17 protein-coding genes are annotated in these 14,750 nt (G+C 71.6%); 11 read left to right on the top strand and 6 right to left on the bottom strand.

Annotated elements, in window-relative coordinates; all coding sequences use genetic code 11:
• Positions 1-8 precede the first annotated feature (8 nt).
• From ACZ6S0_RS11485 to coaA, 6 genes are all read right to left on the bottom strand, one after another.
• Positions 9-725 carry an ABC transporter permease gene (locus ACZ6S0_RS11485; RefSeq protein WP_465915644.1) on the bottom strand — a complete coding sequence of 239 codons (717 nt, stop codon included), beginning with the start codon at positions 723-725 and terminating at the stop codon, positions 9-11.
• Positions 726-1,640, bottom strand: coding sequence for an ABC transporter ATP-binding protein (locus ACZ6S0_RS11490; protein ID WP_465915646.1), 915 nt, complete (start codon positions 1,638-1,640; stop codon positions 726-728).
• Positions 1,637-2,494 carry an ABC transporter permease gene (locus ACZ6S0_RS11495; RefSeq protein ID WP_465915647.1) on the bottom strand — a complete coding sequence of 286 codons (858 nt, stop codon included), beginning with the start codon at positions 2,492-2,494 and terminating at the stop codon, positions 1,637-1,639. Before ACZ6S0_RS11495 ends, ACZ6S0_RS11490 begins: the two co-directional genes overlap by 4 nt.
• Entirely contained in the window at positions 2,487-3,395 is a 909-nt protein-coding gene (locus tag ACZ6S0_RS11500) for an ABC transporter ATP-binding protein (RefSeq protein WP_465915649.1), read from the bottom strand. Before ACZ6S0_RS11500 ends, ACZ6S0_RS11495 begins: the two co-directional genes overlap by 8 nt.
• 40 nt (positions 3,396-3,435) lie before the next feature.
• Positions 3,436-4,362, bottom strand: coding sequence for a DUF389 domain-containing protein (locus ACZ6S0_RS11505; protein WP_465915651.1), 927 nt, complete (start codon positions 4,360-4,362; stop codon positions 3,436-3,438).
• Between the two features lie 169 nt (positions 4,363-4,531).
• Positions 4,532-5,434 (bottom strand): type I pantothenate kinase, encoded by a 903-nt coding sequence (gene coaA / locus ACZ6S0_RS11510; RefSeq protein ID WP_465916128.1) that lies wholly within the window; start codon positions 5,432-5,434, stop codon positions 4,532-4,534.
• 165 nt (positions 5,435-5,599) lie between these two features.
• Here coaA and ACZ6S0_RS11515 point away from each other — a divergent pair, with 165 nt between their 5' ends.
• From ACZ6S0_RS11515 to tsaD, 11 genes are all read left to right on the top strand, one after another.
• Positions 5,600-5,950: a holo-ACP synthase gene (locus ACZ6S0_RS11515; RefSeq protein WP_465915652.1), complete on the top strand. Its 351-nt coding sequence runs from the start codon at positions 5,600-5,602 to the stop codon at positions 5,948-5,950.
• Between the two features lie 9 nt (positions 5,951-5,959).
• A complete protein-coding gene (locus ACZ6S0_RS11520) occupies positions 5,960-7,411 on the top strand; it encodes an NAD(P)H-hydrate dehydratase (RefSeq protein WP_465915654.1) in 1,452 nt (483 codons plus the stop codon).
• 68 nt (positions 7,412-7,479) lie between these two features.
• Positions 7,480-8,601 carry an alanine racemase gene (alr, locus tag ACZ6S0_RS11525; protein ID WP_465915655.1) on the top strand — a complete coding sequence of 374 codons (1,122 nt, stop codon included), beginning with the start codon at positions 7,480-7,482 and terminating at the stop codon, positions 8,599-8,601.
• A gap of 100 nt (positions 8,602-8,701) precedes the next feature.
• Positions 8,702-9,751, top strand: coding sequence for an alpha/beta hydrolase (locus ACZ6S0_RS11530; protein ID WP_344896373.1), 1,050 nt, complete (start codon positions 8,702-8,704; stop codon positions 9,749-9,751).
• On the top strand, positions 9,751-10,209 hold the full coding sequence (gene tsaE, locus ACZ6S0_RS11535) for a tRNA (adenosine(37)-N6)-threonylcarbamoyltransferase complex ATPase subunit type 1 TsaE (RefSeq protein ID WP_465915658.1): 459 nt from the start codon (positions 9,751-9,753) through the stop codon (positions 10,207-10,209). Before ACZ6S0_RS11530 ends, tsaE begins: the two co-directional genes overlap by 1 nt.
• 168 nt (positions 10,210-10,377) lie before the next feature.
• Positions 10,378-11,052, top strand: coding sequence for a hypothetical protein (locus ACZ6S0_RS11540; RefSeq protein ID WP_465915659.1), 675 nt, complete (start codon positions 10,378-10,380; stop codon positions 11,050-11,052).
• A 3-nt stretch (positions 11,053-11,055) separates the two neighbouring features.
• A complete protein-coding gene (locus ACZ6S0_RS11545) occupies positions 11,056-11,598 on the top strand; it encodes a class F sortase (RefSeq protein ID WP_465915661.1) in 543 nt (180 codons plus the stop codon).
• 99 nt (positions 11,599-11,697) lie between these two features.
• Positions 11,698-12,588: an aminoglycoside phosphotransferase family protein gene (locus tag ACZ6S0_RS11550; RefSeq protein WP_465915662.1), complete on the top strand. Its 891-nt coding sequence runs from the start codon at positions 11,698-11,700 to the stop codon at positions 12,586-12,588.
• 27 nt (positions 12,589-12,615) lie between these two features.
• The gene (gene tsaB / locus ACZ6S0_RS11555) at positions 12,616-13,263 is read left to right on the top strand and encodes a tRNA (adenosine(37)-N6)-threonylcarbamoyltransferase complex dimerization subunit type 1 TsaB (RefSeq protein WP_465915663.1); all 648 of its coding nucleotides are present in this window, start codon (positions 12,616-12,618) and stop codon (positions 13,261-13,263) included.
• Complete coding sequence (gene rimI, locus ACZ6S0_RS11560) at positions 13,263-13,706, top strand: ribosomal protein S18-alanine N-acetyltransferase (RefSeq protein ID WP_465916130.1); 444 nt, start codon at positions 13,263-13,265, stop codon at positions 13,704-13,706. Before tsaB ends, rimI begins: the two co-directional genes overlap by 1 nt.
• Positions 13,699-14,730, top strand: a complete 1,032-nt coding sequence (tsaD, locus tag ACZ6S0_RS11565; RefSeq protein WP_465915664.1) for a tRNA (adenosine(37)-N6)-threonylcarbamoyltransferase complex transferase subunit TsaD — start codon at positions 13,699-13,701, stop codon at positions 14,728-14,730. Before rimI ends, tsaD begins: the two co-directional genes overlap by 8 nt.
• Positions 14,731-14,750 lie beyond the last annotated feature (20 nt).

Raw genomic sequence — 14,750 nt, forward strand, 5'->3', positions numbered from 1 at the left:
TACGGCTCTTATTCGTCGCCTGTGAGCGAGAAGACCCGCAGGCGCTGCCCGGCGAAGACGACCGCGCCGACGGTGACGACGAGCAGGGCTGGTACGGCGAAGCCCAGCGTGACGTCCGCCGTGAAGAAGGGCGAGTCGGAGAACTGGTCGGCGATCGACTGTCCCCAGTGCTGGATGGAGAACTTGCGCGCGCCAGGGACGAGGTTGCCCACCAGGCTCTCCCAGACCAGCGCGTAGACGATGCCGATCGTGACCGCGTGCCGGGTGAGGATGCCGAGCAGCAGGAAGACGGCCGCGTAGGCGATGCCGGCGACCAGCGAGCCCAGGGCGAACCCGGCCGCGATGCCCGCCTCGTCGCGCACCAGGAGCCAGCCCGCCACGTACGTCGGCACGGCCGCGAACACGGCCAGCAGCGAGGCCGCGACCACGAACTTCGTCCCGACGATGACCGGCCGCGAGATCGGCTTGGACATCAGGTGGATGATCGTGCCGTCGTCGATCTCGGGGGCGATGACGCCGGTGCCCGCGATCAGGCCCAGCAGCGGCAGCATGGTGCCGATGGCGAAGTTCTGCAGCAGCAGCACGGCGGAGCGCTGGTCGCCGCCCTCGAGGACGCGGAACAACACGGCCAGGCCGACCAGCGCGAGCGGGAGCAGCAGGAGCAGGATGATGCGCCGGCGGCCCAGCAGGGCGCGGTAGGTGATGCCGGCTACCACGGTGTTCATTCAGGTGCTCCTGTTGATCAGGTAGGAGAAGACGCTCTCCAGGTCCTCGTCCGCGGGGGAGACCTGGTGCAGGCTCACGCCCTCGGCCCGCGCCACCTGCGGCAGCAGGCGGGCGAAGCGGCGGAACTCGGTGGCCTGGACCTCCAGGCCGTCGGGGCGCAGCGTGATGCCGCCGGTCGAGTCGTCGCGTACGAGGGCGGCGGCGAGCCTCCTGTCGTCACTGGAGCGGATCATGAACAGGTGGGGCCGGTCCGTCATCAGCCGCCTGATCTCGCGGAAGTTGCCGGACGCCGCGTGCCGGCCCGCCACCAGGACCTCGATGTGCTGGGCGACCCGCTCGACCTCCTCCAGGATGTGGGAGCTGAACAGGATCGTCTTGCCGGCCGTGCCCATGCCGCGGATCAGGTCCATGAGGTGCAGGCGCTGGCGCGGGTCCATGCCGTTGAACGGCTCGTCGAGCAGGAGCACGGGCGGGTCGTGGACGAGCGCGGCGGCGACCTTGACGCGCTGGCGCATGCCCTTGGAGTACGTCTCCACCCGCCGGTCCTTCGGCTCCTCCATCTCCACGGTGGCCAGCGCCTTGCGGGCGGCCTCGACGGGGTCGGCCAGGCCGTGCAGCCGGGCGGCCGACAGGACGAACTGCCAGCCGGTCAGGAAGCCATAGACGCCCTCCCTTTCCGGAACCAAGCCGATATTTCGGTAAATTTGGTGGTTCTTCCAGGCGCGGGTGCCGTCCAGCGTGACCGAGCCGCCCGACGGGGCCAGGAACCCGGCCATCATGTGCAGGAGGGTCGACTTGCCCGCGCCGTTCGGGCCGAGCAGGCCCGTGACGCCGGGGCCGATGGTCATGGTGACGTCGTTGACCGCCACCACGTTGCCGTACCAGCGGGACACCTGCGAGAGCTCGATCTTCATCGCGCGGCCGCCTTCCTGTAGCGCAGCGCCAGGGCGAGCACGGCCAGGCCGATGAGCGCGACCAGGAACAGCGCCGAGGCCGGCCCGCTCGGGTAGTCGCTCTCGATGGCGTTCACCGGCGTGCCGAACAACCAGTGCTGTACGGAGTCCACCAGCCAGAACGGGTTCAGCAGCCAGGCCCAGGAGCCCGCCGCCTCGTTGCCGGCCGAGGCGAGCGTGGCGAAGATCAGCGGGACCGAGGCGGACGACAGCAGGTACACCGTGATCACCGAGGCCACGCCGAGCCCGCGCCGCGGCGTGAGGGAGGCCAGCGCCAGCCCGAACGCCGACAGCAGCACCGCCAGCACGAACGCCATGAGCAGCGCGCCGAAGAACTCGCCGGTGGCCGGCGGGCCGGGCATGTCGACGACCAGCTCGCCCACGTAGGTGAGCGTCAGCGGCACCGCGATCAGCGCGAACACCGCCACGGTCATCGCCGCGACCTTGGCGCCGACGTACTCGGCGATCGAGACCGGCCGCGACAGGTAGAGCGGCAGGACGCGGTGGCGCAGGTCGGGGGCGACCACCGTGGGCGCCTGGGAGGCCAGGAAGATCGCCACCACGGCCTGCATGACGACCGCGAAGCTGCTGTAGGCGATGCCGCCCCGCTGGAGCAGGGCCATCATGGCGATGTTCACGATCGAGGGCATGATCATGATGCCGGCCAGGGCGAACGGCACGATCTTGGTGCGGGCCGGGCGGCCGAGACCGAAGATGCCGCGCAGGCTGTGCACGGCCAGCGCCCTGGTGGCGTGGCCGCGGCCGAGCCTGGGGCCGTCGTAGTGCCGGTAGCCGATGTCGTAGATCTCAGACATGCGCGACCTCGTCCCTGAAGACGTCCTCGATGCGGTGACGTCCCTGTTCGAGGCGGATCAGGCACAGACCCAGCTCGGCGGTGGCGTCGCGGACGGCGTCGTACGTCTCGGGCCCCAGCACCTTGACCACCAGCAGGCGCCCCTGCCGCGAGACCGTCTGCCCGTCGCCGACCAACCGGGTGGTCAGCTCGTCGAGCCCCTCGTCGACCTCGACCGTCACCGTCTGCGTGGCCTGGGTGAAGTCGCCGATCGCCGACGAGCGCAGCAGCCGCCCGCCGTCGATGACGATCACGTGGTCGCAGATGCGTTCCAGCTCGCCGAGCAGGTGGGAGGTGACCAGGACACTGATGCCGAACTCGGTGCCGATGCGCCTGATCAGCGTCAGCATCTCGTCGCGGCCACGCGGGTCGAGGCCGTTGGTGGGCTCGTCGAGGAAGATCAGCTTGGGGTCGTGGACGAGCGCCTGGGCCAGTTTGACCCGCTGTTTCATGCCGGTGGAGTAGGTGCCGACAGGGCGGTAGCGCTCTTCGGCGAGGCCGACGTGGCGCAGCACGTCGGCGGCGCGCTCGCGGGCGGCGGTGCGTGGCAGCCCGGACATCCGGGCGAGGTGGACGACCAACTCGGTGGCGGAGACGTCGGGGGGCAGGCATTCGTGCTCGGGCATGTAGCCCACGAGCCGGCGGATCTCGGCGCCCTGCGCGGTGACGTCCAGATCGAGCACCCGCGCGGTGCCGTCGGAGGGCGGCAGCAGGCCGAGCAGGATCTTGATCAGCGTCGACTTGCCGGCGCCGTTCGCCCCGACCAGACCGGTGACCCCGGAACCCACGGTGAAGGAGAGCCCGTCGACCGCGGTGACGGTGGGGAAGCGTTTGGTCAGCCCCTCGGTGGCGAGGATGTGCATGAGCCGGACCCTACCGCCGCACCGAGCGGCGTCGCCTCGTTCAGACGGATGAACGACGTCCTACTTGAGGCCAGAATCGCCGCTGGACCCAGAGGGTGAGGGTGCCCGAGATGATCATCCCGAGGATGTTGACCGCGAGCTGGGAGACCGACGGCGCGACCTCCGCCCACTCCGACAGCGCCAGCGCGACGGCCACGTAGCCGGCCGCGGGCACCGTGGTGACCGAGATGAAGACGCCGACCAGGGCCGACGACTTGCCCGCGGTGATCGACAGCACCCCTGCCACGCCCGCCAGCAGGGCCACGATGAACGACCAGCGGTCGGGTACGACGATGAAGTGCACCTCCGCGTTCTCGTGGAGGTTGTCCGCGTCGATCCAGCCCAGCCAGGCGGAGACGAGCGCGCACGCGAACGTGATCGCGATCGCCACCGTGAACCCGACGACCAGCGTCTTGAACGCGGTCACGACCAGATGCCCCTTGCGGCGCAGCAGCCCGAAGCACATGGCCGCGACCGCGCCGAACTCGGGGCCGAGCACCATCGCGCCGACGATGAGGATGGGGGAGTTCTGCAGCACGCCGATGCCCGCGATCTGCGTGGCGATGGCGAGGAAGGCCAGGTAGGCCCAGGTGATCCGGGATTCGGCGTAGACCCGGTGCGACAACTGCTCCCAGATCACCGCGTCGTCGGGCTCGCCCGGCGCCTCCTCGACGGCCTCCTCCGCCGCCTTCGACAGCGACAGGTCCACCTGCTCGGCGGCGATGGAGCCCTCGTCCTGCACCCATTTGAGCCGGTCGAGTACCTCGTTGACCGACTCTCTGGCCGCGTCGCAGAGGACCACGTCACCGCGCGGCGCGCGGCCCGCGCCAGGCAGGACGACGATGTTGGTGACGCCTGGGCAGCTCTCCAACACCGCCGTCGCCTCGTCGACGCGCGCGGCCGGGACGATCAGTCGCAGATGCAGCACGGGGCCATTGTCGTCCATCGGACGTTGACGAGGTGTTGACGCCCATACGCGAGGCTTGCTCACATGATCCGGTTCTGGTGCCATGACCACGGTGAGGAGTGCTGGTTCGCCGACATCGACGACCAGGAGTGCGCGGGCAGGTTCGCGCGCTACCTGTTCGAGGAGGCGTTCAGGTCTGGCGGAGGCGCACCCGCCGGACGGAGTGGTCTGCGCCCTTTTTGAGCACCAGGTCGGCCCGGCCCCGGGTGGGGGCGATGTTCTCGACGAGGTTGCGCTCGTTGATGTCGCGCCAGACGTTGACCGCGAAGTCCGTGGCCTCCTCGTAGGAGAGTTCGGCGATGTGCCGGAAGTACGACTTCGGGTCCTCGAACGCGGTGCGGCGGAGTTTGTGGAAGCGTTCGACGTACCAGGTGCGGATGTCCTCGACCTTGGCGTCCACGTAGATGGAGAAGTCGAAGTAGTCGGTGACGGCGAGGGACGTGGGCGGGGCCGGTTGGAGCACGTTGAGGCCCTCGATGATCAAGATATCCGGACTTGTCACGACCTGGGTGGTGCCAGGGACGATGTCGTACTCGAGGTGGCTGTAGACGGGCGCGTGCGCCTCAGCCGCCCCTGCCTTCACCTCCGCCACGAACCTGACCAGCGCCCGCCTGTCGTAGCTCTCGGGGAAGCCCTTGCGATGCATGATCTTCTTGGCCTCCAGCACCGCGTTGGGGTAAAGGAAGCTGTCGGTGGTGACCAGCTCCACGTGCGGGTGCTCGGGCCAGCGGGCCAGCAGGGTGTGCAGGAGCCTGGCCGTGGTCGACTTGCCGACCGCGACACTGCCCGCGATGCCCAGGATGTACGGGACGCGCTGCCCGGGGTGGCCGAGGAACGCGCTCAGCACGCTGCTGCGCTGCTTGGACCCGGTGAAGTGCAGGTTGAGCAGCCGGGTCAGGGGGAGGTAGATGTCGGTGACTTCGGTCAGGTCGATGGGGTCGTCGACCCCGCGCAGCTCTTCCAGCTCGTCTGCGGTGAGAGTCAAGGGCGTGGTCTTGCGGAGCTCGCTCCACTGCTCCCTGCTCAGTTCCACGTAGCCGTTGTTCACCTTGGCAGCGTAACGATGAACGACCGACCGGATCATGGCCGGGGTGTCCCCAAGGATCCACAGCCTGTGGACAAAGACATGGGATTACCGCGAGCGGTTTCGGGGAAAAGGATCTCGGCCCTCCGGGAGAGAGCTGGATACGCTGGGACGATGATCCTGGGTATCGGCGTGGACGTCGTGGACATCGCCCGTTTCGAGGCCGCGCTGGAGCGCACACCGCAGCTCAAGGAGCGGCTCTTCACCGAGGTCGAGCAGCCGTTGCCGGTGCACTCGCTGGCGGCCAGGTTCGCCGCCAAGGAAGCCGTGGCCAAGGCGCTCGGGGCGCCCAGGGGCCTGGGGCACCTGGAGGCCGAGGTGCGCTGTGACGAGCTGGGCAAACCCGAGCTGCGGGTCTCGGGCAAGGTCGCCGAGGTGGCCTACGGCCTGGGGGTCAAGCGCTGGCACATCTCGCTCAGCCACGACGCGGGCGTGGCCGTGGCCTATGTGATCGCGGAGGGATAGCGTCGGATCATGCGAACCGCGTACACCGCCGACCAGATCCGGGGAGCCGAGCGGGCGCTCATGGCGCGGCTGCCCGAGGGCACGCTGATGGAGCGCGCCGCCACCGGGCTCGCCGCCGTCTGCGCCGACCTGCTGGGCCGCGTCTACGGCCGGCGCGTGGTGCTGCTCGTCGGCAGCGGCGACAACGGCGGCGACGCGCTCTACGCGGGCGAGCGGCTGGCCAGGCGCGGGGCGTGGGTGGGCGCCGTGACGGCGGGCGCCAGAACGCACGAGGCGGGGCTGCGGGCGCTGCTGGCGGCCGGTGGGCGGGTCGTCGACCGGTCGGCGATCGCGAAGGCAGACCTGATCATCGACGGGCTCGTCGGGATCGGGGCGTCGGGGGCGCTGCGGGAGCCGTACGCGGGGCTCGCCGAGGAGGCCAACGCCGCCAGGGGCACGATCGTGGCGGTCGACGTGCCCAGTGGGGTCGACGCGAGCAGCGGGCGGGTGGCGGGCGCGGCCGTCCGCGCGCGGGTGACCGTGACCATGGGGGCGTACAAGACGGGGCTGCTGGTCGATCCAGGCGCCGCCGCCGCGGGCGAGGTCGAGCTGGTGGACATCGGGCTGGGGGCGTACCTGCCGGACCCCGACGTCGCCGCGATCACCGCCAACGACGTCGACGACCTGCTGCCGCGCCCCGGCAAGGAGTCGGACAAGTACCGCAGGGGCGTGCTGGGCGTCGCGGCGGGCGGCGACCTGTTCACCGGCGCGGCCGTGCTGGCCGTGGGCGGCGCGCTGCGGGGCGGGGCCGGCATGGTCAGGTACGCGGGCCGGCGGGCCCCCGCCGACCAGGTGCGCGCGCACTGGCCGGAGGCCGTCGTCACGCTGCTGGACGAGCCCACGATCGAACACGTCGGCCGGGTGCAGGCATGGGTGCTCGGGCCGGGCCTCGGCGTCGACCGCTGGGCCCACGAGCTGGCCGCGAGCGTGCTCGCGTCCAACGTTCCCGTGCTGATCGACGCCGACGGGCTGACGCTGGTGGCCGAGGACCGCGGGCTGCTGCGGCGGGAGGCTCCCGTACTGATCACGCCGCACGCCGGCGAGCTGGCCAGGCTGCTGCGGGCCGACCGCGACGACATCGAGGCGGCCAGGCTCGACCACGTCCGCAGGGCGGCAGCGGAGCTGGGCGTGACCGTGCTGCTCAAGGGCTCGACCACGCTCGTGGCCGAGGACGCCAGGCCGGTGCGGGTGAATACCACCGGCACGTCCTGGCTGGCCACGGGCGGCACCGGCGACGTGCTCTCCGGTGTGGCGGGCGCGCTGCTCGCCCAGGGCCTGAGCTGCTACGACGCCGCCTCCTGCGGCGCCTTCCTGCACGGGCTGGCCGGACGGCTGGCCGCGGACGGCGCTCCCCTGGCCGCCGCCGACGTGGCCGCCGCCGTACCGGCCGCCATTCGGGCCGTGACCAGCGCGGGTCCCTGACGGCCGAGCTGGGGAATCGCGCTCGACCACCCGCGGTGAGCTGCCACACTGGAAGGATGTACCACCCGATGACGACCCCCGCCCAGGCCCGCGTCGACCTGGCCGCCATCAGGCACAACGTGGCCCTGGTCAAAGAGCTGGCGGGCGGGGCCGAGATCATGGGCGCGGTCAAGGCCGACGCCTACGGCCACGGGCTGGTGCCCACCTCCGAGGCCGTGTTGCGGGGCGGGGCGAGCAGGCTCGGCACGGCGTTCGTCAGGGAGGCGCTGGCGCTGCGCGCGGCCGGGGTGACCGCGCCGATCCTGTCCTGGCTGATCACTCCAGGCGAGCCGCTCGGCGAGGCGCTGGCCGCCGACGTCGAGCTGTCGGCCGCCGACACCCGGCTGCTCGACGAGATCGCCGCCGCCGCCAGGAGCGCGGGCCGCCCGGCCAGGCTGCACCTGGAGGCCGACACCGGCATGAGCAGGGGCGGCTCGCCGCTCGCCGCCTGGCCGGGGTTGCTGGCCAGGGCGATGGAGCTGCGGGCCGAGGGCGTCGTCGAGATCGTCGGGCTCTGGTCCCACTTCGCGTGCGCCGACATCCCGGGCCACCCGTCGATCGCCCAGCAGATCGAGGCGTACGACGCGGCGCTCAAGCTGGCCGAGCAGGCCGGGGCGGCCGGCTCCCACGTGATCAGGCACCTCGCCAACTCGGCCGCCGCGCTCACGCTGCCCGCCACCCGCTACGACCTGGTCAGGCCAGGCATCGCGACGTACGGCCTGAGCCCCATCCCCGAGCTGGGCGACTTCGGCCTGCGCCCGGCCATGACGCTCGTGGCCAGGATCGGGCTGGCCAAGCGCGTCACCGAGGGCTCGGGAGTGTCCTACGGCCACCTCTACACCACCACCCGCGAGACCACCCTCGGTCTCGTGCCGCTCGGCTACGCCGACGGCGTGCTCAGGCACGCGACGGGCCGGGCAGAGGTGCTGGCGGGCGGGCGCCGCAGACGGATCGCCGGCCGGGTGTGCATGGACCAGTTCATGATCGACATGGGTGACGACCCCCTGTCGGCGGGCGACGAGGTCGTGCTCTTCGGCCCAGGTGACGGGGGGGAGCCGACCGCTCAGGAGTGGGCGGATACCCTCGGCACGATCACACATGAGATCGTGACGAGAATCGGTTCGCGCGTGCCCAGGGTCCACCACGGGTGACGCGCATGCGGCCCAGGTTCACCAAGGGTGACGTGCCCCAGGTCACCAGACGTGGCGCAGGACACCTCCCGGTGGCGATGAGCGGAGAAGGATCGGGGACATGACGACGACAACACGGCGCAGGGTCGGGATCGCCGGCGCGCTCGTCGGTGCGGCTTCCGCCGGCGTCGCGGCGGCGGCGCTGGCCAAGCGGTACGCGGTCGGCCGCATCAGGCTGCGCCCCGACACCGAGGCCAGCGAGCCGTTCGGTGAGCTGCGTGGCAGGCAGCGCACCCTCGTCACCTCCGACGGCAAGGTGCTGCACATCGAGATCGACGGGCCGGAAGACGCGCCGCTGACGGTCGTGTTCTGCCACGGCTACTGCCTCAGCCTCGAGTCGTGGCACTACCAGCGCAAGGACCTGCGGGAAAACTACCGGATCGTGCTGTGGGACCAGCGCTCCCACGGCCGCTCCCAGCGGGCCGGGGCCGACGGCAGCTCGATCGACCGGCTGGGCGACGACCTCGCCGAGGTGATCGAGAAGTACGTGCCCGGCCCGTGCGTGCTGGTCGGCCACTCCATGGGCGGCATGACGATCATGGCGCTGGCCGACCGCCATCCCGGCCTGTTCGGCGGGAAGATCCGCGCGGCGGCGCTCATCGCCACCTCCGCGGGCAAGCTGGCCGAGCTGACGCTGGGCCTGCCGGCGATGCTGTCCAAGGTCGTGCACAGGGTGGCACCCTCCACGGTGTCGATCCTGGGCAAGGGGGGCGCGCTGGTCGACCGCACCCGCAGCGCGGGCAGCGACATCGCCTTCCTGATCACCCGCTACATCGGCTTCGGCGACGCCAAGAACATCAGCCCCACCGTCGTCGACTTCGCCGAGTCGATGATCAGGGCGACGCCCACCGAGGTGGTCGCCGACTTCTACCCGGCGCTGATGAACCACGACAAGCTCTCCGCCCTCCACGTGCTCGACGCGGTGCCCACCGCGATCGTGGTCGGCGAGCGCGACTGGCTGACCCCGCCCGAGCACAGCAGGGCCATCGCCGCCGCGCTGCCCAAGGCCCACCTCACCGAGGTGCCCGACACGTCGCATCTGATCCAGCTCGAACGTCCCGGCGTCGTCAACGACGCGCTGCGCGACCTGCTGAAGAGGGTGGAGCTCTAGTGAGGCTGGCCACCGCCGACGACATGCGGGCCTACGGCGCCCGCCTGGCCGCGCTGCTGCGGCCGGGAGACCTGCTGGTCCTGTCCGGCCCGCTGGGTGCGGGCAAGACCACGCTCGTGCAGGGCATCGCCGAAGGGCTCAAAGTACGCGGCCCGATCACCTCGCCCACGTTCGTGATCGCCAGGGTGCACCCGTCGCTGCGGCAGGGGCCGCCGCTGGTGCACGCGGACGCGTACCGGCTGGGCGGCGACCTGGAGGTCGACGACCTCGATCTCGACGCCTCACTCGAAGAGTCGGTCACCGTCGTCGAGTGGGGCGAGGGCCTGGTCGAAGGGCTGGCCGACGACCGGCTGGAGATCCACATCGACCGCGAGGCCGGCGACGAGGCCCGGATCGTGACCGTGCGCGGCGTGGGCTCCAGATGGGCCGACACGCCGTCTGATCCGCTGCAAGACTGAAACCTCCGTCAAAGTCTGGCAAATTTGGCACCCTTGACGTACCGGGCCGGAGATCTGAATCATGATCGTTGGTCAGGGATTTGCCCAGATTTTCTGGGTATCAGGAGGGGCGACATCCATTCTCTTGGTGGATGCTGGGTTGCAAGACGGCAAAGTGGGGTGCGGCCTGTGCTCAGGGTCAGGCGAGTCGCGTACGCGGGAGCCATCGTCATGGTCGGTCTGACCGGCTGCACGGCCTCGGCCGATACCGATCCCACAACCACACCGAGCCCGACGGTTTCGGGCAGCGTCTCCCCGACCGCCGCGGGCAGCCCGTCGGCCGCCGCCAGGCGGACCGTCCTGGTCCAGCTCAACCCCGACCGCGTCACCGCCGGTGAGACCTCCACGGTGTGGATCCTGGCCAACTGCCCGGTCCCGACCGGCGGGCCCGCCCACACCGGCACGGCCACGTCCAGGGCGTTCGTGAACGGCGTCACGCTCAACCCGGTCCCCGCGGCCTCGATCACCCCCACCCCGACCGCGACGTCCGCCGCGGGCTCGCCCTGGGTGCGCGGCGAGGCGCAGGTCTCGGGAACGGTCCGGCGCGGCGACTACCGGGTCGACCTGAAGTGCGACGGCACCAACGACCTGGGCCGGGCCACGCTCAAGGTCGTGGCGGCCGCTGACGACGACGAGCCGTCCACCACCGTGCCCACCAAGGCGCCCAGGGCCGGCGGCGGGGGCACGTACGCGCAGGACGCCTCGGAGGAGTCCTCGATCCCGCTCGGGCCCGTCGGCGCGGTGCTCGCACTGGCCCTGGCCGCGGGCGCGGGCATCGCGATCAAGCGACGCAACCGGGCGTAACGTATGGCCCGCCCAGGACGGGTGGTGCTCGCCGGCGCCGTCACCGGCCTGCTGCTGGTCGCCTTCGGCAAGGGCATGCAGACCGGCACCACCACCCCCGCGCAGGCCGCGGTCGTGCCCGAGTCCATCGACATCCCCTCGATCGAGGTCGAGGCCCCGCTCATGGAGCTCGACCTGCTGAAGAACGGCGAGGTGGAGCTGCCGCCGTACGAGAAGCCGAAGGTGGCCGGCTGGTACACCGGCAGCGCCGTGCCCGGCGAGAAGGGCGCCTCGGTGATCATCGGCCACGTCGACACCAAGACCGCGCCCGCCGTGTTCTACAAGCTCAGGCAGTTACGCAAGGGAGAGACCGTCAAGGTCGAGCGCAGCGACGGCAAGGTCGTGAGCTACAAGGTGGACTCGATCGAACAGGTGCACAAGGACGACTTCCCCGCCCAGCGCGTGTACGTCGAGGACGGACTCAAGCTGGTAACGTGCGGCGGCAAGTTCGACTACGCCAAGGGCGAATACCTCGACAACATCATCGTGTACGCCTCCCAGGTCTGAGAGCAGATGACCGGCACCTCCGCCGATCCCGGCGCCCAAGCCTCCAACCCGCCCACTTCCAACCCGCCTGTTTCCAGTCCGCCCGCCGCAGGAGCCCGCGTGCCCTGGCACGAGGTGCACCCGAAGGCGCGGGCGGCGGTCGAGGAGTTCCTCGGCGGGCCCGTGGCCGAGGCCGTCACCCAGGCGGGCGGCTTCTCCCCGGCCGCCGCCGTGCGGCTGCGTACGACGGACGGCACGCGCGCCTTCGTCAAAGCGGTCGGCCCCGAGCCGAACCCCGACAGCGTGCGCATCTACCGTTCCGAGCTCGAGATCGCCGCCGCCCTCCCGGAGACCGTGCCCGCCCCGAGGCTGCTGACCGGGTTCGAGCTGGAGGGCTGGGTCGTGCTGGTCTTCGAGGACGTCGAGGGCCGCCATCCCGAGCAGCCCTGGCGGCGCGACGAGCTCGACCGGGTGCTGACGGCGGTCGAGGACATGTCGCGGGCGCTCACCCCGTCACCCATCGAGGCGCCCCCGATCGCCGAGGTGTTCGGGGAGTCGTTCCAGGGCTGGCGGCGTCTGCCGCGGGAGGACACCGCGGGCCTCGACCCCTGGGCGCTGCGCCACCTGGGCGAGCTGGCCGAGCTGGAGTCGGGCTGGGTCGCCGCGGCGGCGGGCGACACCCTGGTCCACGCCGACCTGCGGGCCGACAACGTCCTGCTCACCGGCGACCGCGTCTACATCGTGGACTGGCCGTGGGCCTGCCTCGGCGCGCCCTGGTTCGACCTGGTCGGCATGCTGCCTTCGGTGGGCATGCAGGGCGGCCCGGCGGCGGAGGAGGTGTTCGACCCGCCCGGCGACGAGGTCACCTCGGTGCTGGCCGCGGTGACCGGCTATCTCGTTCGCCAGTCCCGCCTGCCCGACCCGCCGGGACTGCCCACGCTCAGGGCGTTCCAGCGGGGGCAGGGCGTGGTGGCCCTGGAGTGGCTGAAACGGCGTACCGGCTGGGTGTGACCCGCGCGGCGGGTAGGCTAAACAGTCGTGCTGGTCCTGGCCTTTGATACCGCGACGCCCGCCGTCACCGCCGCGCTGCACGACGGGCAGCGCGTGCTCGCCGAGTCGACCACGATCGACGCCCGGCGGCACGGCGAGCTGCTCGTCCCCACGATCGAACGCGTGCTCACCGAGGCGGGCGCGTCGCTGCGCGAGGTGACGGCCATCGTGGCGGGCAGCGGCCCCGGCCCCTACACCGGGCTGCGCGTCGGGCTGATGACGGCGCAGGGCCTGTCCACCACGCTGGGCGTGCCGGCGTACGGCGTCTGCACGCTCGACGCCGTCGCCTACGCCGGCGGGCTCGCCGAGCCCTTCCTCGTGGCCACCGACGCGCGGCGCAAAGAGGTGTTCTGGGCCCGCTACTCCGACCTGCGCACCCGCCTCGACGGGCCCTTCGTGGACCGGCCCGCCGACGTCCCGGTGGCGGGGCTGCCGGTCCTGGGCGCCGGCGCGCAGCTCTACGCCGACCTCCTGGGCGGGGGCGCGGGCGCGCCGCCCTACCCCTACGCGGGCGCGCTGGCGGGGCTGGCGGCCGAGCGGCTCGGCGCGGGCGTCCCGCTCGACCCGCCCCGCCCGATCTACCTGCGCAGGCCCGACGCGGCGCTGCCGGGAGCGCCCAAGAGGGTGACGGCGTGATGCTCAGGCTGATGACCGAGGCCGACCTGCCGGAGGTCATGGCGATCGAGCGGGCCACGTTCCCGCTCGACGCGTGGAGCGAGGGCATGATGCGCGGCGAGCTGGCCGAGATGCCCCGCACCCGCCACTACGTGGTGGCCCTGGTCGACGGCGAGATCGTGGCCTACGCCGGGCTCGCCGCCGCGGCCGACCAGGCCGACGTGCAGACCATCGCCGTCCTGGAGAGACACCAGGGCACGGGCATCGGCAGCGCCATGCTGACCGCGCTGCTGGCCGAGGCGGGCCGCAGGGGCGCGCGGGAGATCTTCCTGGAAGTACGCGCCGACAACCCGCGCGCGCAGGCGGTCTACCGGCACTTCGGGTTCGAGGAGATCGGCACCCGCCGCCGCTACTACGACGACGGCACCGACGCGATCATGATGAGGAGGGGGCTGGGTGACTGACGAACCCCTGGTCCTGGGCATCGAGACGTCCTGCGACGAGACCGGCATCGGCATCGTCAGAGGGCACACCCTGCTGGCCAACACGATCGCCTCCAGCATGGACGAGCACGCCAGATACGGCGGGGTGGTGCCCGAGGTCGCCTCCCGCGCCCACCTGGAGGCCATGACGCCCACCGTGGAGGCCGCGCTGGCCGAGGCCGGGCTGAAGTTCTCCGACATCGACGCCGTCGCCGTGACGGCCGGTCCTGGGCTCGCGGGGGCGCTGCTGGTCGGCGTGGCCGCGGCCAAGTCCTACTCGCTGGGCCTGGGCGTGCCCCTCTACGGCGTCAACCATCTGGCCGCCCACGTCGCCGTCGACCAGCTCGAACACGGCCCGCTGCCCAAGCCGTGCATCGCCATGCTGGTCTCGGGCGGGCACTCGTCGCTGCTGCTCGTGCCCGACGTGGCCGACGACGTGATCTCGCTCGGCTCCACCGTCGACGACGCGGCGGGGGAGGCGTTCGACAAGGTCGCGCGGGTGCTCGGGCTGCCGTTCCCCGGCGGGCCGCACATCGACAGGGCCGCCCGCGACGGGGCGCGCGCGGCGATCGCCTTCCCGCGCGGGAAGATCGACGACGGCACGCTCGACTTCTCCTTCTCCGGGCTCAAGACGGCCGTGGCGCGCTGGGTCGAGGCCCGTGAGGCGTCGGGCGAGTCCATCCACGTGCCCGACGTGGCCGCCTCCTTCCAGGAGGCCGTGGTCGACGTGCTGACCCGCAAGGCGTTGCAGGCGTGCCGGAAATACGACGTGCACGACCTGCTGATCGGCGGTGGCGTGGCGGCCAACTCGCGGCTGCGGGCGCTGGCGCAGGAGCGGTGCGACGCGGCCGGCGTACGGCTGCGGGTGCCCAGGCCCGGGTTGTGCACCGACAACGGCGCCATGGTGGCCGCACTCGGGTCCGACCTGGTGGCGGCCGGTGTCACGCCCTCCACGCTGGAGATCCCGGCCGACTCCTCGCTGCCCGTCACGACCGTGCACGTCTGAGACCGTCCGCCACGGGCACT

Source organism: Nonomuraea sp. NPDC051298, assembly GCF_055586305.1.